24 protein-coding genes and 1 pseudogene are annotated in these 20,935 nt (G+C 38.4%); 18 read left to right on the top strand and 7 right to left on the bottom strand.

All coding sequences use genetic code 11. From position 1 onward, the window contains the following. Positions 1 to 67 precede the first annotated feature (67 nt). Together H6G69_RS30960 and H6G69_RS30955 are read right to left on the bottom strand one after the other, a co-directional pair. Positions 68 to 1,879 (bottom strand): AIPR family protein, encoded by a 1,812-nt coding sequence (locus H6G69_RS30960; protein WP_190693148.1) that lies wholly within the window; start codon positions 1,877 to 1,879, stop codon positions 68 to 70. A gap of 265 nt (positions 1,880 to 2,144) precedes the next feature. Beyond that, complete coding sequence (locus H6G69_RS30955; RefSeq protein WP_190693146.1) at positions 2,145 to 3,563, bottom strand: site-specific integrase; 1,419 nt, start codon at positions 3,561 to 3,563, stop codon at positions 2,145 to 2,147. A 110-nt stretch (positions 3,564 to 3,673) separates the two neighbouring features. Between H6G69_RS30955 and H6G69_RS34265 the strand changes: the two are divergent. The 13 genes and pseudogenes from H6G69_RS34265 to H6G69_RS30895 all read left to right on the top strand — a co-directional run. Further along, positions 3,674 to 3,823, top strand: a pseudogene (locus H6G69_RS34265) (nitrogenase molybdenum-iron protein subunit alpha); the annotation flags it as partial. A 201-nt stretch (positions 3,824 to 4,024) separates the two neighbouring features. Beyond that, a complete protein-coding gene (gene nifK, locus H6G69_RS30950; protein WP_190693144.1) occupies positions 4,025 to 5,563 on the top strand; it encodes a nitrogenase molybdenum-iron protein subunit beta in 1,539 nt (512 codons plus the stop codon). A 140-nt stretch (positions 5,564 to 5,703) separates the two neighbouring features. After that, positions 5,704 to 6,021, top strand: a complete 318-nt coding sequence (locus tag H6G69_RS30945) for a Mo-dependent nitrogenase C-terminal domain-containing protein (RefSeq protein ID WP_190589861.1) — start codon at positions 5,704 to 5,706, stop codon at positions 6,019 to 6,021. A gap of 592 nt (positions 6,022 to 6,613) precedes the next feature. Continuing rightward, the gene (gene nifE, locus H6G69_RS30940) at positions 6,614 to 8,047 is read left to right on the top strand and encodes a nitrogenase iron-molybdenum cofactor biosynthesis protein NifE (protein WP_190693142.1); all 1,434 of its coding nucleotides are present in this window, start codon (positions 6,614 to 6,616) and stop codon (positions 8,045 to 8,047) included. Positions 8,048 to 8,185: 138 nt separating this feature from the next. Continuing rightward, a complete protein-coding gene (gene nifN / locus H6G69_RS30935; protein WP_190693140.1) occupies positions 8,186 to 9,505 on the top strand; it encodes a nitrogenase iron-molybdenum cofactor biosynthesis protein NifN in 1,320 nt (439 codons plus the stop codon). 262 nt (positions 9,506 to 9,767) lie between these two features. Next, positions 9,768 to 10,181 (top strand): nitrogen fixation protein NifX, encoded by a 414-nt coding sequence (nifX, locus tag H6G69_RS30930; protein WP_190693138.1) that lies wholly within the window; start codon positions 9,768 to 9,770, stop codon positions 10,179 to 10,181. Further along, positions 10,178 to 10,654 carry a NifX-associated nitrogen fixation protein gene (locus H6G69_RS30925; RefSeq protein ID WP_190693135.1) on the top strand — a complete coding sequence of 159 codons (477 nt, stop codon included), beginning with the start codon at positions 10,178 to 10,180 and terminating at the stop codon, positions 10,652 to 10,654. The genes nifX and H6G69_RS30925 overlap by 4 nt, the downstream gene beginning before the upstream one ends. A 173-nt stretch (positions 10,655 to 10,827) precedes the next feature. Continuing rightward, a complete protein-coding gene (locus H6G69_RS30920) occupies positions 10,828 to 11,025 on the top strand; it encodes a CCE_0567 family metalloprotein (RefSeq protein ID WP_190589856.1) in 198 nt (65 codons plus the stop codon). Beyond that, positions 11,022 to 11,339, top strand: coding sequence for a nitrogenase-stabilizing/protective protein NifW (gene nifW / locus H6G69_RS30915; RefSeq protein ID WP_190589855.1), 318 nt, complete (start codon positions 11,022 to 11,024; stop codon positions 11,337 to 11,339). The genes H6G69_RS30920 and nifW overlap by 4 nt, the downstream gene beginning before the upstream one ends. Positions 11,340 to 11,349: 10 nt before the next feature. Continuing rightward, complete coding sequence (locus H6G69_RS30910; RefSeq protein ID WP_190693134.1) at positions 11,350 to 12,150, top strand: ThiF family adenylyltransferase; 801 nt, start codon at positions 11,350 to 11,352, stop codon at positions 12,148 to 12,150. A gap of 113 nt (positions 12,151 to 12,263) precedes the next feature. Beyond that, a complete protein-coding gene (locus H6G69_RS30905; RefSeq protein ID WP_190589853.1) occupies positions 12,264 to 12,632 on the top strand; it encodes an iron-sulfur cluster assembly accessory protein in 369 nt (122 codons plus the stop codon). 180 nt (positions 12,633 to 12,812) lie between these two features. Further along, positions 12,813 to 13,112: a 2Fe-2S iron-sulfur cluster-binding protein gene (locus H6G69_RS30900; protein ID WP_062292521.1), complete on the top strand. Its 300-nt coding sequence runs from the start codon at positions 12,813 to 12,815 to the stop codon at positions 13,110 to 13,112. A gap of 175 nt (positions 13,113 to 13,287) precedes the next feature. Continuing rightward, complete coding sequence (locus H6G69_RS30895; RefSeq protein WP_190693132.1) at positions 13,288 to 13,539, top strand: FeoA family protein; 252 nt, start codon at positions 13,288 to 13,290, stop codon at positions 13,537 to 13,539. Positions 13,540 to 13,659: 120 nt separating this feature from the next. On the opposite strand, the gene H6G69_RS30890 is transcribed toward H6G69_RS30895, so the two are convergent. Continuing rightward, entirely contained in the window at positions 13,660 to 13,869 is a 210-nt protein-coding gene (locus H6G69_RS30890) for a molybdopterin-binding protein (RefSeq protein ID WP_190669937.1), read from the bottom strand. 766 nt (positions 13,870 to 14,635) lie between these two features. Here H6G69_RS30890 and H6G69_RS30885 point away from each other — a divergent pair. From H6G69_RS30885 to H6G69_RS30870, 4 genes are all read left to right on the top strand, one after another. Further along, on the top strand, positions 14,636 to 15,262 hold the full coding sequence (locus tag H6G69_RS30885) for a CBS domain-containing protein (RefSeq protein WP_190693130.1): 627 nt from the start codon (positions 14,636 to 14,638) through the stop codon (positions 15,260 to 15,262). Positions 15,263 to 15,373: 111 nt separating this feature from the next. Next, positions 15,374 to 15,838, top strand: coding sequence for an ankyrin repeat domain-containing protein (locus H6G69_RS30880; protein WP_190693123.1), 465 nt, complete (start codon positions 15,374 to 15,376; stop codon positions 15,836 to 15,838). After that, positions 15,825 to 17,111, top strand: a complete 1,287-nt coding sequence (locus H6G69_RS30875) for a nitroreductase family protein (protein ID WP_190693121.1) — start codon at positions 15,825 to 15,827, stop codon at positions 17,109 to 17,111. Before H6G69_RS30880 ends, H6G69_RS30875 begins: the two co-directional genes overlap by 14 nt. 30 nt (positions 17,112 to 17,141) lie before the next feature. Beyond that, positions 17,142 to 17,510 carry a hypothetical protein gene (locus H6G69_RS30870; RefSeq protein ID WP_396020674.1) on the top strand — a complete coding sequence of 123 codons (369 nt, stop codon included), beginning with the start codon at positions 17,142 to 17,144 and terminating at the stop codon, positions 17,508 to 17,510. Between the two features lie 30 nt (positions 17,511 to 17,540). Here the strand turns inward: H6G69_RS30870 and H6G69_RS30865 are convergent, their stop codons facing one another. Then, positions 17,541 to 18,023 carry a hydrogenase maturation protease gene (locus H6G69_RS30865; RefSeq protein ID WP_190693119.1) on the bottom strand — a complete coding sequence of 161 codons (483 nt, stop codon included), beginning with the start codon at positions 18,021 to 18,023 and terminating at the stop codon, positions 17,541 to 17,543. Positions 18,024 to 18,133: 110 nt separating this feature from the next. Next, on the bottom strand, positions 18,134 to 18,739 hold the full coding sequence (locus H6G69_RS30860) for a hypothetical protein (RefSeq protein WP_190693117.1): 606 nt from the start codon (positions 18,737 to 18,739) through the stop codon (positions 18,134 to 18,136). A gap of 312 nt (positions 18,740 to 19,051) precedes the next feature. On the opposite strand from H6G69_RS30860, the gene H6G69_RS30850 reads away from it, so the two are divergent. Further along, positions 19,052 to 19,258: a hypothetical protein gene (locus H6G69_RS30850; RefSeq protein ID WP_190693112.1), complete on the top strand. Its 207-nt coding sequence runs from the start codon at positions 19,052 to 19,054 to the stop codon at positions 19,256 to 19,258. A gap of 352 nt (positions 19,259 to 19,610) precedes the next feature. Here H6G69_RS30850 and H6G69_RS30845 read toward each other — a convergent pair whose 3' ends face one another. Next, positions 19,611 to 20,033, bottom strand: coding sequence for a hypothetical protein (locus H6G69_RS30845; protein WP_190693111.1), 423 nt, complete (start codon positions 20,031 to 20,033; stop codon positions 19,611 to 19,613). 187 nt (positions 20,034 to 20,220) lie between these two features. Continuing rightward, positions 20,221 to 20,706 carry an allophycocyanin gene (locus tag H6G69_RS30840; RefSeq protein WP_190693109.1) on the bottom strand — a complete coding sequence of 162 codons (486 nt, stop codon included), beginning with the start codon at positions 20,704 to 20,706 and terminating at the stop codon, positions 20,221 to 20,223. Between the last annotated feature and the right edge of the window lie 229 nt (positions 20,707 to 20,935).

The raw sequence follows: 20,935 nt of genomic DNA, 5'->3' as shown, positions 1-20,935 counted from the left end.
CCAGCATTTATTGATGCGATCACTTTTTTACTAAATACACAATCTGATAATTAACAGCATATTATAATTACGTTTTTATTTTTAATACAGGTTGATTAAATAATTTTATGCTTTTATTTTGTTTAGATTGTTGTGCAAATTCTATCAAATCATTAGTAAACGCTTTAAGCCTTTCTGGAGGGCTATTAAAACCTGATTTTCCACTATTATAGTTTTCCAGTGCTTTATCCAAAACATCTATTGATTGCTTAAATAAAATTAAAGTCTGCTCTTCATTGCGTAATATTTGTTGCAATTCAACAAATTTCTTTTCGTTTTCCTTATTATTAATTAAATCAGTATCAAGCTTTGAATCAGATAATGCTAGTATCCTGAAGAGCATAATAATTTGATACTTAAAGCGTTTGTAAAACTGATTTAAACTGTTATTTCTTATAAATTTTTCTAATTTATAGAAAGTATACGCACTTAAATAGTATGGATAAAAACTATGATTTTCTACAAAAATTCTGCGGGTATTGTTTTTCAGAAGCTCTCCATAATATCTACATGAACTACTGTGTGGTTCATTGAGAAACATGGCAAGAAAACATTTAACTTGAATAGCAGTCGAAATTACTTTATAGTTATCAACAATTGAGTTAGAGCTATTGTACTGCTTTGATCTTCTTTCATAGTATAATCGATGCTTACGCCCTTCATCATCATTAAAGCTTTCATAAAATTCTTCAAGCTTTTTATTAAATGGTTGTAATGACCAAAAAGCTTCTGGTTTTACTTCTGTTTGCCTATTGGTCGCCCTAATAATCTGATTTGTTATGTCTTCATCAGCTGTAATAATTAGTTTTATGGGTAAATATATTTTTTCATCTAATAAATCTTTGTTTTTATATAAAATATGACTTGTTTGGCATCCATTGACAATTTGATAATCTTTGATTTTGAAGTATGTTCCTGTTTTATTAATTGATTTTGCAACGATAGTTACTCCATTATTTAACATTACAAAACTATCTCTTCGTTCTTTATTTTTAATAGTTTCATTAATTTCAGAGTTAACAGTATTTTCACCTTGAAAATCTCTGACATTATCATAAAATAAATTTTTTTGTAATGTACCATCTGTACTTGATATAAGTTTCAAATATTCTTGGCAAGGTAAAATACCAATATAGGCTTCTTGAACTTTTTCTATCTGTGGTAATATAGTATGCCTTTCAAAGTTAATTTCTCTTGTGACCTTATTGCGTATCTCCTTGTACATATTTTGTAAATATTCTGCATCAACTGGAATAAACTTGACTCCTTCATGCCCAGGAGAAAATAAACCAGTTCTTTTCAAATCTTCAATCCCATCATTAATAACACTTAGTAAATTTTCGTCTTGCTCCCATTTTCCAGTAGTAACATAATACATATGACAAACTGGACTTTCTTCCATATACAGGCTTAAAGAATAAATATGTTTTTTTAATTCAATTAAGCTTTTAATTTCCTGACCTATGGCTCTAGATGGTGTATCTTTGAAAAAGTCTCTCACGCCATGAATAAACTTGCTTATATGACCCAAATCAAATTTGCTGGATGTTTTTGTCTGTATAAAAACAAATTTTGCATCTAGTCTATTTAATGCTTTTTTTAAATCATCTATTTCTTCAGTTGAAGAAGCTAAATTTTCATTAACCATGATAGCTAGTCCATCAATACTGTTATCTCCTCCGCCACCAATGCTAATATCTTCAATGCTAAATCTTTCTGAATGTAATCTTGAAACAATACAAAAGTTTACAAAATATTCAAACGCTGTATTTTTATTTAATTCTTCTAAACCATACTCTTTACAGAAATCTTTTAGATAAGATTCAATAATTTGATTCATAAATTACTCCTTACAAATATTTAAATACTATATTTCAATATTTTTTTGAAACTAGTTAACTACACCCACATATATAATGATATTTAGTATTTATACGAAATTAACACCGTAAGTCTACTTAATTTGTAGTATGTTTGTTAAATTGAAAATTTGGATAAACGCATTTGTGTGTAGAAGGTAAAATATTGAGCTTAATTCAGCTTCACCAAAGATAAATTTTATGCAAATTTAAAAAGATTTTTAACTATTGATTGATGATAAATTATTAACTCCGTTTATAAACCAACTCCATTGTTAACTTTTCAATCTCCAGCTTCAATCTCTCATTCTCCATCTTCAACTTAGCATTCTCCTCTCTAATCAACTCAATCTCATTCCTCTTAGTCAAAGCTTGATTAATCGCCAGCTTCCGCATATCGAGCGAAAACCAACGCTGATAGGTTTGAGTATGAACTTGCACACTATGACCTAAATTATCTGCTGCTGCTTTGATTGGTATGCCTAAAATGTGCGCTCGAATTGCCCAGGCGTGGCGTAAATCGTAAGGCTTGAAATCTAAGCCGATTTTGCGGAACCACCAGCTAACTCGTTGTGTTAAGGCTGTTATTTCTGCGTGATTAGTTTTATCTTTTTTACTAATTGCTGTTGCCAGCATTTCTAAATATTTAGGGTTTCTTAAATCAAACTCATCAATCCATTCTTTATGTAATGGCAAAGCTTGTCTTTCGCCAGTTTTACAATCTTTGTGAACTTTCCAGGTTAAATCTAAATTCTCCTTGCTTAACCACCAATCGATATCAGGGTTAATAAAAATTTCTCTGGGGCGTAAACCAAAAACTGCTAACATTCCATACGTCCATCGCCAAAGTTGCCAGCTATCTTTGACATCTTGATTAACTTGATTGCCTCTAATATTTAAATAGTCTTCAAATTTGCTAATTCCTGATAGTATTTCTGCATCTGTAGGGATGTTGCGAGAATTGCGATCGGGCATTTTGGCATATTTAGACAAGTCAATTTCTATATTGAATGTCTGGCAAAATGAAGATATAGCTCTAGCTGCATTATATCTAGCCCATTCTTTATCGATTTGTTCAATTGAATTAATGAGATTTTCCGCAGTGGCTAAATCTTGAGGATTGGTATATCGCTGGGTGCGGGAAAAATAATAGAAAAATGTATGTTCGCTTTTTGTTGTGCGTTTATGAGTTTTAAAATAATCTTCCTCGAATTTTGCCAGTAACTCGCCTATGGTTTTTACATCTTTTTTTGTCGCTTCTTTGCCTAAATATTTATCGTTCCATTCAAAGGTTTTACGAGCGATTAATTTGCCTAATTCATAAGCTTCTTCCTCAGCAGTCTTGAGTCCGTCTAAATTGGCGGGAATATTCAAACTAATATTGTATTGCTTTCTGCCAGTGCCGTTACTGTCTTTATCTGTGGGTTTAATTGGTAATGTCGCTCGTAATTGCAGACTTCCATTCGATTCCCGAACTGATACTTTTGTCTTTGCAGACTTCAAACGCAGATTTACTTTTTCTAATTCTTGTAAGACTTTTGCTCTCATGTGTTCTCTTTGCTGCTGTGCTTGCAGACTTGAGCCGATAAAGCTGCCGTCGGTAGATGAAAGTGGCTCTAAATCTGCAAAGGCTTGCTGATATTTGTCTTGACCCTGATTTTGCATCGCTGTGGTATTAGCCTATATTTAGCCTAAAACTTAATGTGTTATCAGCGAACAATGTTTAAAACTAACACTGTTTAAGGTAAACATTACGCTGTTAAAAGCTATTAAACCACAAAAAGGATTACTCCGGCCCTTATCACGGTTATGACGGATTTGCTATCTTCGCTCGTGATATGGATTTAGCACTCAACAGCCCAACTTGGGGCTTGATTGGCGCTCCTTGGAAGAAAGCTGCTACCAAAGCTAAGGCTGCTGCTTAATTCCCAAGAATAAACGGATAGCCTGGGGTTTGTCGCCCCAGGAACCGAGGGAAGAATGGTGAATGCTGAATGCTGGATGAATAGTTTCATTCATTATTCATGATTCATCACTCGTGACTCCCAAAGTGGAGGAGCGAAGTCCCCAGGCTCTCCCAAAACTTCAATTACTACACCAACCAGCAAGCGTAGAGAGACAGACAAATGCCACAGAATCCTGAAAGAATTGTAGACCACGTTGATCTATTCAAACAGCCAGAATACACCGAGCTATTTGAAAACAAGAGAAAGAACTTTGAAGGCGCACACTCTCCTGAAGAAGTTGAAAGAGTGTCTGAATGGACAAAATCTTGGGACTACCGGGAAAAGAACTTCGCTCGTGAAGCTTTAACCGTTAACCCCGCTAAAGGTTGCCAACCCGTAGGCGCAATGTTCGCTGCTTTGGGTTTTGAAGGTACTCTTCCCTTCGTTCAAGGTTCTCAAGGTTGTGTGGCTTATTTCCGTACACACCTCAGCCGTCACTATAAAGAGCCTTGCTCCGCAGTTTCTTCTTCCATGACAGAAGACGCAGCAGTATTCGGTGGCTTGAACAACATGATTGAAGGTATGCAAGTTTCATACCAACTGTACAAGCCTAAGATGATTGCTGTTTGCACCACCTGTATGGCGGAAGTAATAGGTGACGACTTGGGCGCGTTCATCACCAACTCTAAGAATGCTGGTTCTATTCCTCAAGATTTCCCAGTACCTTTTGCTCACACTCCTAGCTTCGTAGGTTCCCACATCACTGGTTACGACAACATGATGAAGGGAATTCTGTTGAACCTGACAGAAGGCAAGAAAAAAGCTACCAGCAACGGCAAAATCAACATCATTCCTGGTTTTGATACCTATGTAGGTAACAACCGTGAAGTTAAGCGGATGTTGAATGCAATGGGTGTTGACTACACCATTCTGTCTGACAGCAGCGACTACTTCGATTCACCCAACACTGGTGAATTCGATATGTACCCAGGTGGTACAAAGCTGGAAGATGCTGCTGATTCTATCAACGCTAAGGCAACAGTAGCTCTCCAAGCTTACACCACTCCCAAGACCCGCGAATACATTAAAACCCAATGGAAGCAAGAAACACAAGTTCTGCGTCCCTTCGGTGTTAAAGGTACTGACGAGTTCTTGACTGCTATCTCTGAATTGACTGGTAAAGCGATTCCTGAAGAGTTGGAAATCGATCGCGGTCGTTTAGTTGATGCTATCACAGACTCCTACGCTTGGATTCATGGTAAGAAGTTTGCTATCTACGGCGATCCTGATTTGATCATCTCCATCACCAGCTTCTTGTTAGAAATGGGTGCAGAGCCTGTACACATCCTCTGCAACAACGGCGACGAAGCTTTCAAGAAAGAAATGGAAGCTATTCTCGCTGCTAGTCCCTTCGGTAAAGAAGCTACCGTTTGGATTCAAAAAGACTTGTGGCACTTACGCTCTTTGTTGTTCACTGAACCCGTAGACTTCTTCGTCGGTAACTCCTACGGTAAGTACCTGTGGCGCGATACCAAGATCCCAATGGTACGGATTGGTTATCCTCTGTTCGATCGCCATCACTTACACCGTTATGCTACCCTCGGCTACCAAGGTGGTCTAAATATCCTCAACTGGGTTGTTAATACTCTGTTGGATGAAATGGATCGTAACACCAATATCACTGGTAAGACCGATATCTCCTTCGACTTGATTCGCTAGAAATTGCTACAAGCTGGTTTGTTAAAAACAGCTAAAGATTAGGAACTGGGGACTAGGGAATATTTAATTCCCCATCCCCAATTCCTATAACAGATACTCAACTTTTCAACCTACCTATCCCTTGATTCGTTTTCTCTATCATGGACAGCATCAATCACGCTCATTCTCACGTTAATTACCATCCACCTAACTATAAAAAGTCTCCTCTACTTAATCCTCTGCGTCGTTTTGTGGACGGAATTAATGTTAAAAATAATCGCTTCGCTCATCTAATATGCCAGGTAATTCCTTGCTGTTGTCCTTTTGAGCGAAATATTAGTTTATTTGGTCGGACTTACCATATTCCGGCTTTGTGTAAGCTAAATCCTCTCTATGATGAGTTTGTTGGCTTACGTTTTCGGGCTTTGTCTTACCTTGCTGATGAATGTGGTGAGGATGTGACAAGGTATATTTGCTAATTTACTTATTATCTGGAAGTTATCGCCATCCTTGTGAGTTGTGAACGGAGTTTTTTTATCTAACCGCAAAGTACATAAAGTACGCCAAGGGAGGAAAGAAAGAGTTTCACAATTAATTTAGGAGTATTTGGAGCAGAAAGCAAGTTTTTTGTTATTGGTAGTCAAGCATACTTTAAAGTTTCTTGTAAAAGTCGATGTTATAGAAATGAATTACAGATGCACACGGGGAATTGTGTGTCGGTTATTGAGAAGATTTTTACAGGAAGTTTTTGTAACAGTAATCAGTTAACAGTAATCAGTAATCAATGAATCGATATGTGATTATTGTTAACTGCTTTTTCTCAAATAGGATTTAACGAACCGCAAAGGACGCAAAGGACACTAAGGAATTAAGAGGATGTTTGGAAGATTTTTAGATCCCCCTAAATCCCCCTTTTTAAGGGTGAATTTGAGATACTTCCCCCCTTTTTAATTGGTATTAGGGGGGATCAAGATTTCTCGGACATTCTTTAAGAGTTTGAGAGAGTTCTTGTTTAAGTCCTAGGAAAAATTTTTACCGAATTACCAACAAGCAGACCACAAAGGAAGAGAGATGAACACCCAAAAGAAGGTTAAAGAACTGCTGAATGAGGCGGGTTGCGAACATAATCAGCAGAAGAAGGGCGAGAAGAAGAATAAGTCTTGTACGCAACAAGCGCAACCTGGTGCGGCGCAAGGTGGCTGTGCTTTTGATGGGGCGATGATTGCTCTGGTTCCAATTACTGATGCGGCGCATTTGGTTCACGGCCCGATCGCTTGTGCGGGTAATTCTTGGGGTAGTCGTGGTAGTCTATCTTCTGGGCCTGTGCTTTATAAGACGGGTTTCACTACCGATATGACTGAAAATGATGTGATTTTCGGTGGTGAGAAGAAGCTTTACAAGGCAATTTTAGAAATACATCAGCGTTACAATCCCAAGGCTGTGTTTGTCTACGCTACTTGTGTGACGGCGTTGATTGGCGATGATATCAATGCTGTTTGCAAGGCGGCGGCGGAAAAAATTGGGACTCCGGTTGTGCCGGTGATTGCGCCGGGATTTATTGGGAGTAAGAATTTGGGCAACCGTTTTGGCGGTGAAGCTTTATTAGATTATGTTGTCGGGACAGCAGAACCGGAGTTCACAACCCCCTATGATATAAACTTAATTGGCGAATACAATATCGCCGGGGAAATGTGGGGAGTCCTGCCTTTATTTGAAAAATTAGGCATCCGCGTACTATCCAAAATCACGGGTGATGCTCGTTATGAAGAAATTCGTTACGCTCACCGTGCCAAGTTGAACGTGATGATTTGTTCGCGGGCGTTGCTCAATATGGCGAGAAAGATGGAGGAGCAATATGGGATTCCCTACATTGAAGAGTCTTTTTATGGCATTGATGATATAAATCGTTGTTTGCGGAATGTGGCGGCGAAGTTGGGCGATCCTGATTTACAAGCGCGGACTGAACAGCTAATTGCTGAAGAAACAGCCGCTTTGGATATTGCCTTAGCTCCCTATCGCGCCCGCCTCAAGGGTAAGCGTGTAGTTCTATATACTGGCGGTGTGAAAAGTTGGTCTATTATCTCTGCCGCTAAGGATTTGGGGATAGAAGTTGTGGCTACTAGCACCCGCAAGAGTACTGAGGAAGATAAGGCAAAAATCAAACGCTTGCTCGGTACAGAAGGGATGATGCTAGAAAAAGGCAATGCTCAGGAGTTGTTGCAATTGGTACGTGATACAAACGCTGATATGTTAATTGCGGGTGGTCGTAACCAATACACAGCCCTGAAAGCGCGGATTCCTTTCCTCGACATCAACCAAGAACGCCATCATCCTTATGCTGGCTACGCGGGAATGTTAGAGATGGCACGGGAGTTATACGAAGCCCTCTACAGCCCGATTTGGAGTCAAATCCGTAAACCTGCGCCTTGGGATGAAACAGCCGGGACTTTAAATAATTTTAGTTTGTCAGCAGAAGATATTTTCTCTGAAGAAATAGGGGTGTAGGGGGTAAGGATGGTAAGGGTGTAAGGGCAAGAATTAAAACCGAAGTAATCATAGTTACAAATTAATGCTCCTCCCCTATACCCCTATACCCACACACCCATCCTGAAGGGTCAAGGTCAATAGAAGAGGTATATTTAGATGGCGATCGTTACTGTTCCCGAAAAATCAGTTGCAGTTAATCCCCTCAAACAAAGCCAAGCTTTAGGTGCATCCCTCGCCTTTTTGGGATTAAAGGGAATGATACCTCTGTTTCACGGTTCTCAAGGGTGTACCGCCTTCGCCAAGGTTGTGCTTGTACGGCATTTTCGGGAAGCGATTCCCCTAGCCACTACAGCCATGACTGAAGTAACTACGATTTTGGGTGGCGAAGAGAATGTGGAACAGGCACTTCTGACGCTGGTTGAGAAGGCGAAGCCAGAAATTATTGGTTTGTGTACCACTGGATTAACAGAAACCAGAGGCGATGATATTGAACGCTTCTTAAAGGATATCCGCGATCGCCATCGGGAATTAGACCACATCCCCGTTATCTTTGCACCAACACCAGATTTTAAAGGTGCATTACAAGATGGTTTTGCTACTGCTGTGGAAAGCATTGTTAAGGAAATTCCCCAAGCAGGCGGAATTAGAAGCGAACAAGTCACAATTTTGGCTGGTTCTGCTTTTACTCCCGGCGATTTACAAGAAATCAAAGAGATTGTCACCGCTTTTGGATTAGAACCTATCTTTGTACCTGACCTTGGCGCTTCTTTAGATGGTCATTTGGAAGATAACTATAGTGCGGTGACAGGTAGCGGTACAAGCGTCAAACAACTACGACAAGTAGGTTGTTCTGCTTTCACCATCGCTTTGGGTGAAAGTATGCGGGGTGCTGCCAAAATTCTCGATGAACGGTTCAACATTCCCTACGAAGTGTTTGGGGAATTGACTGGTTTAGAACCAGTAGATGAGTTTTTGCAAGCATTATCAATTTTAAGCAGCAACCCAGTCCCCGAAAAATACCGCCGCCAACGTCGCCAGTTGCAAGATGCAATGCTCGATACGCACTTTTATTTTGGTGCAAAACGGGTATCTCTAGCATTAGAGCCTGATTTACTCTGGGGAACAGTGCGCTTCTTGCAATCGATGGGATGTCAAATTCATGCGGCCGTCACCACAACGCGATCGCCTTTACTCGAAAAACTCCCCATCAAGAGCGTTACTATCGGCGATTTAGAAGACTTTGAAGAACTAGCAGTAGGTTCTGACCTAGTGATTGGTAATTCTAACCTGGCTGCGATCGCAAAACGTCTGTCGATTCCTCTTTATCGTTTAGGTTTGCCCATCTACGACCGTTTAGGCAATGGTCTATTTACAAAAGTTGGCTATCGCGGCACGATGGAGCTTTTGTTTGGTATTGGCAACCTCTTTTTAGAAGCTGAAGAAGAGCGCGTTAAACACTTTTTCAATGATATTTAGGGGCTAGGGACTAGAGGTTAGGGCTTAGAGATTAGTAAATGGGAAATAGTCGATTTCTTACATGAATCTTTTTTGTCTCGCGCAAAGGCAAGGTAGCGCGTTGGGCGGCTCTGCCGACTTGAAGCGACTGCCGCGCAAAGACGCAAAGGAAAGTACGCAAATAACAACTTTTGTAAGAGGTCTAATAAATTTACTCATCACTAATACTCAAACCTTAACACTTAATACCTAATACCCAATCCCCACAAAGTAGGAGAACAGAATGAAAATTGCCTTTACAACCAGTGACCACATTCATGTCAATGCTCACTTTGGCTGGGCGAGAGAAATTGATGTCTACGAAATTGATGGCGAAGGATATCAATTTTTAGAAACTCTCAACTTTGAGGGTGAGCTAAAAGAAGATGGTAATGACGATAAAATTACACCCAAACTTGATGCACTGGTTGACTGTGCAATTGTTTATGTAACAGCAATTGGTGGAACTGCGGCTGCTAAATTAATCAAAAAAGGTGTCACCCCAGTTAAAGCCCGCAGTGAAGAAGAAAAAATTGAAGAGTTATTGACTAAATTAGTCCAAACTCTTAAAGGTAATCCTCCACCTTGGTTGCGGAAAGCTCTCCAACCCAAAACCAAAAGTTTTACAGATGAACTTGAAAATGAAGCAACTGTATGACCGCAGATAATACTGTTAACGGCACTACTAGTCTCGCAGCCTTAAACTCTCCCTTCATTAAGGCTTTAGTTCTCCAAATTCGTGGGCAAGACAGTTACGGATTTTACCGTAATTGGTCAGATGAATTAATCCTGAAAGCATTCGTCGTCCCCAAAAAAAAGAAACGCGAAATCCCCATTGAAGGCGAAGTCGATGCCGCAACTCAAGCCCGGATATTAGTTTTTTACCGTGCTGTTGCTGCCAGAATTGAACAAGAAACCAATCTAATTTCTCAGGTTGTAATTGACATCAATCATGAGGGCTTCGGCTGGGCATTAGTATTTTCTGGACGGCTTTTGCTAACAGTTAAAACCTTAAGAGATGCTCACCGCTTCGGCTTTGAATCTCTCGAAAAATTAGCAGAAGAAGGCGAAACTTTTGTCCAAAAAGGACTAGATTTAGTTAATCGTTTCCCAGAAGTAGGAAAGATTTAACTATTTGTCATTAGTCATTGGTCATTTGTAAATAATTTTAGCCAATGACTAATAGACTGAGCCTTTCTTTGCGGCTTTGCGCGGCAGTCGCTTCAAGTCGGCAGAGCCGCCCAACGCGCTACCTTGCCTTTGCGCGAGACAAAAAAAGTCTAATGACAAAGGACAAATGACAAATGACCATCGAGGAATTGAAAACTCAAATTAAACGCCTCAACAGCAAAGCAGGTCAAATGAAAATGGATCTGCATGATTTAGCCGAAGGTTTGCCAACAGATTACAAACAACTTATGGATGTTGCAGCCGCAACTTATGAAATATATCGGCAACTGGATGAGTTAAAGCAGCAGCTAACAGCATTGGAGGGTAAATGAGTAAAACTATTGAAGAATTCAAAAAATTAAGTGATGCCGAAGAATTTTTGAAATTCTTTGAATTACCTTACGACCAAAAAGTTGTAAATGTAAATCGTCTTCATATATTGAAAAAGTTCTCGCAATATATCCAAGAAATTGATGAACAAGCTGCTGATTTAACTGCTGAAGAAAAACTAAATCAATATTGCTTGGCTTTACAACAGGCTTACGAGATATTTCTCGAATCAACACCCCAAGAACAAAAGGTGTTCAAAGTCTTTAAAGACAAGCCTAAAAATGTAATTACGCTGACAGAACTCTCTTCTGATTAGGAGGTAAATAGTGATCAACCTAACTCCTACCGAGTTAGAACGTTATAGTCGCCAAATGATGCTTCCGAATTTTGGCGAAGCGGCTCAGAAGCGCCTGAAGTCAGCGACAGTATTGGTTACAGGTGTGGGGGGATTAGGTGGTACAGCCGCGCTTTACTTAGCAGTAGCAGGCGTTGGTAAACTAATTCTCGTCCGGGGTGGTGATTTACGCCTTGATGATATGAATCGTCAGATTCTGATGACTGATGATTGGGTTGGTAAGCCAAGGGTATTTAAGGCTAAAGAAACCTTGCAAGCCATCAATCCTGATATCGAAATCGTAGCGGTTCATGATTATGTTACGCCAGAGAATGTAGATTCTTTGGTGCAATCCGCAGATATGGCGCTGGACTGCGCCCATAATTTTACAGAACGCGATTTGTTGAATGCAGCTTGTGTGCGCTGGCGCAAACCAATGGTAGAAGCTGCAATGGACGGGATGGAAGCTTACCTGACAACGATTATTCCCGGTGTCACGCCTTGTTTATCTTGTCTGTTTCCCGAAAAGCCTGAGTGGGATCGGCGTGGTTTCTCCGTGCTAGGTGCGGTTTCTGGGACATTGGCTTGTTTGACAGCACTAGAAGCAGTCAAGCTGATTACTGGGTTTAGTCAGCCTTTATTGTCACAATTGCTGACAATAGACTTCAACCGGATGGAATTTGCCAAGCGTCGTTCATACCGCGATCGCTCTTGTCAAGTATGCGGCAATAATGCACCTTGGAGATACTCGCAATCTCCATCAATGGAAACCACCAGTAATTTTACAACTTAATATTTTTGTCATTTGTCATTAGTCATTTGTGAATACAAAGGACTAATGACAATTATCACAAAAAACCCAAATTCTAGATTAGAACAATCAATCGCTACAGATTAGGAGATTGAATGACTGTTACTTTAACAGAAAAAGCAGAATTTCGTTTGCGGGCTTTCCTGCGAGGTTCCGGTTCTGATGAGAATAGCACTAAAGGTATCCGAATCTCTGTCAAAGGTGGCGGTTGCAATGGCTATGAATATGGTATGGATGTCACCAGCCAACCCCAACCAGATGATTTAGTAATCCAACAAGGTAGTGTGTTGGTTTACGTCGATGCCAAAAGTGCGCCCTTATTAGAAGGAATCGTGATTGATTTTGTCGAAGGGGTGGTAGAAAGCGGTTTCAAATTTACCAACCCTAATGCAACTAGTACCTGCGGTTGCGGCAAATCTTTCAAAACAGGAGACTGTACGCCAGATGGTGTTCCTTGTAGCTAAAAGAGTCTTCTTTTAGTGTTAAGTCAAACCATATAGGCTTTTCGTAAACGTACTCCGCACTAAATGTCAGAGACACTCGCAATCACTCATCAAATGCAGTGTCTTCCTATTCATATTTTCTCGAAGAGGAGCCTGACACACTTCGAGAAGCAACCGAACCGTAATGAGGAGAATCGGAAAATGGCTACCTATCAAGTAAGATTAATCAACAAAAAAGAAGACATCGATACCACAATTGAGGTAGATGAAGACACTACAATTTTAGACGCAGCCGAAGAAGCTGGTATTGAGTTACCTTTCTCTTGCCATGCAGGTTCTTGCTCTAGCTGTGTAGGTAAAGTTACAGAAGGTGAAATTGATCAATCTGATCAAAACTTCTTGGATGATGAGCAAGTATCTAAAGGATTTGCTCTATTGTGCGTTACCTATCCTCGTTCTAACTGCACAATCAAGACTCACCAAGAACCTTACCTCGTATAATTGATGTCTTAGACTATGTACAGAAGTTGCAGCTATACAGTCAAAATCTCTCTACACAGATTCAGATTGTATAGCTGCAATTTTTCATTGCTACAGCTATTTTTAGCAATCCAAAAAGTATGAAATGTAAATAAAATTATCTTTCATACTTCATACTTCACACTTCATACTTTTAATGTTTAAGCCTTTTAGTGTAAGCGGCTGTTCTCTAGCACTACTCCAACCAGGAGAGCAAGGTATTATAGTTTTTTATCAAACTCAAGATCAGAAAATCCTAGACCAGATTCATTCAGCAGGCATAAAAATTGGAACTTGTATTACTCTAGAACAGCCACTTCCTTTATTACAAATTAAAGTCGCTGGAGAATCTATCAGTTTAAGCCAAGAAGTTGCTCAAACTATTTACGTGCGGATAGTTGATAACTAAATTCAAGCTAAAATCTACTGCCAATTATATGAAAATTTGTAAGATATAAATTCTGTAGAGACGTTGTATACAAAGTCTCTACAAAAATCAAAAAATTCCAGTTAATGAATTAGTTATTTATCAATCAATAGCAACAATAACATCGGACGCTTTAATAACAGCATAAGCTTGCTTACCTTCTACCAAACCCAGGTTATCGGCTGAGGTTTTGGTAATAATAGAGACTAACTCTATTCCAGGTGCTAATTCTAAAGTTACTTCAGTATTAACTGAACCAGTTACAACCTTCTTAACGGTGGTTTTTAACGCATTACGCGCACTAATTTCCATGTTTTTATTTCCTTTTTAATCATGATTGTTTGAAACAATACCAACTTTTTGGAATATCAAGGTTATTTTTTAGATTTTCTTTATAAGATTACTAGATATAATTTATACAAAATCTGTATAGCTAACAGTCTACTACTAAAAATACTCCGCTAGAGGGAGAATTTGAGTTGAAATAATTTAGCACAATATATCACTACTTAAGAATATTTTTAGTTAAAATATTGATACATGAACTTTGTCTACAAAACTTAATTTCCAAAAATAATTGTTACCTAGTAAACAAATCAATATCTATAAATTTTGATATTAAACAAATATCCTGAATAAACATACTATTAAAAAAATAAATGTAGTTTGTGCTGCATTTTGATATTTTTTTGTGATATTTAACCAATATCTTTATGAGAATACACACTTGTTTATGGAACAAACCTATCAGAGTGATAATATATAAGTAAGCTAAATTGTTGCTAGTGAACCAAACTTCAGCAGCAAAAGATTACAGGGTAATCAAAGACATTTCTACCGAAATCCTGGTACATCTGAAAGTTAGACAGCCGATGCGATCGCTTCAGCAATAGAGTAGGGAAAATGTGTAAATCTTATACTGATAATTGATGATTCTATTAAGTAGAATTTAGGGCTAATACTGCGTAAAACCTGTGTCTAATTTTCATCATACTTAGACGAAGCAAAAACAGTTTGGGAATAAGTGCAGCAGTTTAGAAACAATTCCCTTACTTGCAATAAATAAGGAGCAGGAATTATGCGAGCCAAACATATTATGACTCAAGATGTAGCTACCATTCGCGGCTCCGCTACAGTAGCAGAAGCAGTGAAATTATTAAGGCTCAAACAACTGCAAGAATTGATTGTTGAACCTCGTCATAGTGGTGATGCTTACGGCATTGTGACTGAGAGTGATATTGCAGGCAAAGTGGTTGCTTATGGAAAAGATCCTCAAAGAACTTATGTTTACGAAATAATGAGCAAACCCTGTGTCACTGTAGATCCTGACCTTGATTTAGAATATGCTGCAAGGTTATTGATTAATACAGGGATGCGGAGTGCGCCTGTCATCCGTGGTGAATTACTTGGGATGATTACTATTAGCGATATTATCCACAAAGGCGACTTTGTAGATAAACCAAAACTCCTATTCTTGCAAAAAGAGATATATAAAGCTGTCTCCAACGCACGGGCAATTTCTGCGAACTATGGCCCAGACTCTAAACGCACAATTGAAGCTTGGGATTTCGTAGATGAACTCGAAGCTGAAGCTGGTTTTTATGGCGCACCCAAGCAAGATAAATCTTCTAGAGAACTATTCTCTGAAGAACCCAAACCAATGGTTGCAAGTGAACAACCTAACCAAACTATGAATGCTGTCTAAGTATAAATTGACAGGAGTTTTTACAACTCCTTAGACAGTATTTGCCAAGAGTTTTTTGTGAATGGTGGGCATTGTCCACCATTCCCTTTTATTAGTGAATTAAAGCAGTTTATGAAACAACAAAATCAGCAAAGTTTGAGTAAAACAACTTGTGAATGGTTGATAGGTAATAATTATAATCCTGAAGATTTAAATCAGCGTGGTGAAAATGGTGATACAGCTTTAATGAAAGCCACTAGGATAGGTAATTATTCAGTCGTTCAAGAATTGATTAGTGCAGGCGCGGATATTAATGCCAGAAATAATGATAGTAATAATGCCTTATGGTTTGCTTGCTTTGGCAATCATTATGAATTAATTAATTTGCTGCTAGAAATGAAAATTAATATCGATAACCAAAACGATAACGGTGCAACAGTGTTAATGTATGCAGCTTCAGCAGGTAAGGCAGAAGTAGTCAAGTTACTTTTACAACATCATCCTAATTTAAATTTAAAAAACTTAGACGATTACAAAGCTATAGATTTTGCCAGCACTATCGAAGTTTTAAGGATGCTGAAAGATGCTACAAAATGAATTATCTAGCAAAAGTTTTCATCAAAGGACTAAACATTCTTACCTATCAGTGCAGCTTGACCCTAATTATGTAGACCCAACAACGCAACCATCTGCTTTTAAGCAATATCCAAAATTTTATCGCAGGCTGCAATTAAATCTCAATCATCCCATTCATTCTTTCATTTACTTAACAAGTGCAATCACCTTAGAAAAGACTTATAAGGATGTAGCCTATCAACTACGTGTTAATCCTTCTGCGGGTGGGTTATATCCTACCGAGATTTATGTACAAATTCGTGGCATCCCGGAAATAGTTGATGGCATCTACCATCTAGAAGTTGAGAATAATTGTCTAACACTCATCTATGAATTAATCGATGATGGCTTAGAAAGTTATATTATACCGGGCAAATGTATCAAGGGAATCATTTTTTTAATTAGTTGCGTTTATTATAGGTCTAGTTGGAAATATAAAAACAGAAGTCTGAGATATTGCTTTTTAGATAGCGGACACCATTTAGGTACAATTGCCGCATCGGCGGATCTCTATGACAAAAATATCCAGCTAATGTTTGACTTTGATAAGTTAGCTCTTAATTCTGACTTAGGTTTTGAGAATAAAGAGTTTGTGACTGCTAGTGTTCTATGTGGGGAAGTAGAAGAAAAGCATGTGAGACGCTTAAGGCTGAAAATTCCTTTTGTGAGTGGTACAGATTATTTTGAAGCTCATCAATTTATTGAAGATGGCTATCAGGTAACAGCTTTACACAAGAGTCCAAAACAACAGCTAGAGCATCCCAAATTTAAGTTTGACAAGGATAAATTTTATCAAACTGTTTGGCATAGACGTTCAAATAGACGTTTCCGGAAACAGTTGATTTCTCAAGAAGATTATTTCAGGATATTGCAACAACTAAAGCAACCAATTCCCACAGAAAGTTGTGAAGCAATCAAAGTTTATTCAGTCGTGCATCGAGTAGAGGGGATATCCCCTGGGTTATATCAAAACAATCATCTGATTAAAAGTGGCGATTTTAGCGAACATACTGGTTATTTGTGCATTAATCAGGCTATTGCGCGTGATTGTGCAGTAACTTTGTTTTTTGTGTCTGACTATACAAGTTATCAAACCGCTATGCAGTTAGCAGGTTTTTTAGGACACAGAGTTTACCTGAGTAGTAATTACTTGGGGATACAATGTAGCGGAATTGGCGCGTTTTATGACGATGAAACCCAGAGTTTCTTAGAAACAAAAATGGATATTCTCTACGCAATGGCTATTGGCAATTAAGTAGTTTTGTAAGTAGAGATGGCTAGGTATATGTTCTGTTACAACGATGATTACGATTACCGTCCAATGCAACCGTCATCGGCAGATATTATTTTACGGCAACAACTAGAGCATTCTATTAGTAAATACTTTTATGAAGCGTGCGATCGCACAATTCAAAATCTTCTTTCTCATTGTCGCTGGTATGTCACCAGTGACGCTAGTGCGATGACCTTAGTAATTGAATGTCCCGATCCTGTTACCAACTGGCGAGTTCTACAACAAATCGTCGCAATGGGGTCATTACTCCAGTCAATTGTTACCAGTGCTAAAATCCGCGTTTGTCCTCCCGAAAGCCAAGGTATACCCTTTGAAATGCGGGTAGATGAAATTGCTGTTTACCGTGATATGGCTGGTTAGAAAAAGCGTGTATGAAGAGAGTAGGAAAGACTATTGATTATTTATCATTGACCAATTACAAATAATTGTAACTACCTCTTCAAAAACTAAGTTAGCCGAACTTTTCACCACAGGACTTAACTCTAGTCCAAGGCTAAGATTTGCCGCCTCAATTAAATAAACTGTCACATCTTCAGGAAATTCATCCTGAAATATTTTCCTTCCGGCGGCTAGTGCATTATCCCAACGAAAATCATGCAAGTTATAACTAGGTTCCGGTAAAGCTTCTAATTCTTTACCTGGAACCTTAAATATTGCACCCGCTTCAGAATGGGTTGAACTAGCATCAATAATTACTAATTTTTTACTACCTCTAGCTTGAAACATTACCTCCATCCCTGCGGTTCCACAGTCATACACGCGCACATAAGGGTGAGGATTTTCGGCTAGATATTGTTGTAAGCGTTGGGCGATAATTACACCTACAGCATCATCGCAGCGATTAAGATTTCCGCAACCAATAATAGTTAGCATAAATTACTAATTGTGACACTATACTTAATTTTTAATAGTGCAGCTTGAATAAAAAAGCAGTTTATGTCACAAGAACATTTATTTACCTGTCCAAATTGAATAAAAACTACTCAACTGCCACTAGAAACAAAGCTTAACAATATCCCCAAAACCTTATCGACTGGAGGAATGTTGTACTCTGTTAGACCAATTGTGACGGTTTGGGATTCTAGTTTGAGAAACTTCCAGCGATCGCCTGACGTAATTGCACCGTAAATTATAGGTATTGGACTATTATTAATTTCATTAAACTTCTGGGCTGCGACCATTTCAGCGATACACTGACCAATACCCGGATTCAAATCGGCTTTTTTCGCTTCAACTACTACAACGGCGGGGGCTTCAATCTCTAATTGTTCTGGAGAACGGCTGATCAAAAAATCACAAACTCCAGTTAATCCTAAAGCCGGATCTACTGTGAAATCTGTGCCAGAAAATAAGCTAATTTCGTTAGATAGAATATCTTTTAATTCTGAAAGAATGGGAGACACCAACCACTCACTTCTAGCTTTTTCGGTATTAACTGCTAAAGCTAAACTTAAGCGTTTATTAATAGTTTCTGTTAAAAATTGGCTAGGAGTTACAGATTGAATATCTTGGAGAAAATCAAAAGGTTCAATCACCGTCAGCACAAAATCTTTTTTTACCTTTTTGAGTGTAAAGTCACTGTAGGGCATAATTGAATTCTTAATCTGCTTTGTTGTATTCTTATGTTACAACTTAATGGCTTTGCCTCATAATACAATACTTTTCATTTAAGAGAATAGTAGGTTGGGTGTAGCAATAGGCGTAACCTAACAAAGTATGTGTGGATGTTGGGTTAAGTTCTTTCAAACAAACTACACCAGTCTCGTGAATAAAACCTTCAAATAATTTCAGCATCAATGGTTAGAATCAGTTATAAGAAGTAAGAATATACTATCGTTGCCCTAACAAACATTGATCATGTTAAATTGAATAAATAAGATTTCAAACAAGCATTTTATTTTATGAGCTTTAGTGATGTAGTCGAGGCAATCAAAAGCCTTTCCTTAGAAGAAAAGCAAGAACTTGAACTTTTACTAAAACAGTATCTACGTGAAGAACTTCGAGAAGAAATAGTTAATAACTTTAAAACAGCACAGCTAGAAGAAGAAAATGCAGAATTAAAATTTTCATCTAATATTAACGAACTGAGACAATTGATTGAGGAGTAATGGTTAAAATCAGCTTTATTTCTGCCTTTAAACGAGCTTTCAAAAAAAATCAGAGGCAATATTGATTTAGAACAAAGGTTTTGGCAAAAGCTAGAACTGTTTACATCTGATCTATTTGAGCAAAGCTTGAGAACTCATAAATTATCAGGGAAATTAAATGAATTGTGGAGTTTTAGTATTGATTATGATGAGAGAGTAATATTTTACTTTACAGATGATGGAGATGCTGTATTTGTAGATGTTGGTAGTCATAATGAAGTGTAATAAGAAATATTTTTTCTATTCAAAATAGCAGTACAAAGGCTCTGCCTTGTGAAATAGACAAAGCCTCAGAATAATTAACAAATCATCCTTAGAACGTTACATTATATTTATCAGCTAGTTCAGATATTTTTTCATACTGCTGAATAGCGGCTTCCGTGATTAACTGTTTCGCCTCTTCTGGCGTTGTGCCATTTGCAGGAATTAAGTACTTCACATAAATAGCGATAAAATCAGCCATAATTGCTGAACCTATCAAACCATGACTATCAGCTTCTTGACCAGCCATTGTTGCTACTAAACCCGCTTTGATTGGGTCTGGTTTCTCTTTCATGAACTGATCAATTAGTTGCCAAATATACTCGTTTGGTATGAGATTTTCTAACTTGGTTTTGTTAGGCGTAAATTCTATACCTGCGGCTTTTGATTGTTCTAAAACACACCATTCTGTAAATTCTTGCAGGGCTGGTTCGGGAAGTTTGGGAAGATATTTGTGTAGTTCTAAATCAGACACAAGCTTACCTTATAAATTTCATGTTTTTGAAGTCTATTAAGGCAAGCCTAACGCACTGTTTCCAGTGGTTTTAGTGTGTTACGCTACGACTGTTGAATAAATAGTGAAGCTGTTAGACTTTGCCCTGATGTAATAACGCTCTTTGCTTGTCTTCACAAACAAACTTTTTATCCAAATCCTATTGTCTCTACTGAAGACCAGCAATTAGATAATCGAAGTAAGCGTTAACTTCGTTAGAGTCTTCTGATGACATCATAGAGGTGGTGGCATTTTTCATCCCACGGATACCTTCTACCACAGCTTCAATTGGAGTACCAAGAGACCGATACATTTCACGAGCGCCTAGAATTCCAACTTCTTGAATAGGTGTACTATCTCCAGCGACGACACTATACGTAATCAAACGCAGATAATAATCCATATCACGCAAGCAAGTTGCAGTCATCTCTTGGCCGTAAGCGTTACCACCAGGCGAGACAATATCTGGACGCTTTTGAAACAGTTGATTTCCCGCTTGTTTAACTATGCGCTCGCGGTTTTCTGTTAAAGCCTGAACCACGCGCAGACGACGTTCCCCAGTCTTAACAATGTTTTTAATTGGCTCTAATTCTCCAGGGGTGAAATAGCGAGCTTCTGCATCTGCGTTGAGAATTAACTTCATAATCAGACTCATTATATAGACTCCTTAAAAACGTGAAATTATGTTTACTACCGCAAAATCCCAATGGTTACTAGCTAGTTAGCTGAAAATAAGCTACTAGTCCAGAGTTCTAGTGACTTTGCATCAAGGCTGAAAACCTTCATCTTTTAAATGAAAAAGTTATGAAGGCAAGAATCGGCATTTAATATTGCAGAAATATCGTACGAAAATCTAAGATATTTCCACTTTATTTAGGAAAATT

The organism is Nostoc sp. FACHB-110 (assembly GCF_014697425.1).
Classification (GTDB): Bacteria; Cyanobacteriota; Cyanobacteriia; order Cyanobacteriales; family Nostocaceae; genus Nostoc_B.
This window is presented reverse-complemented; position numbering and strand designations above follow the sequence as displayed.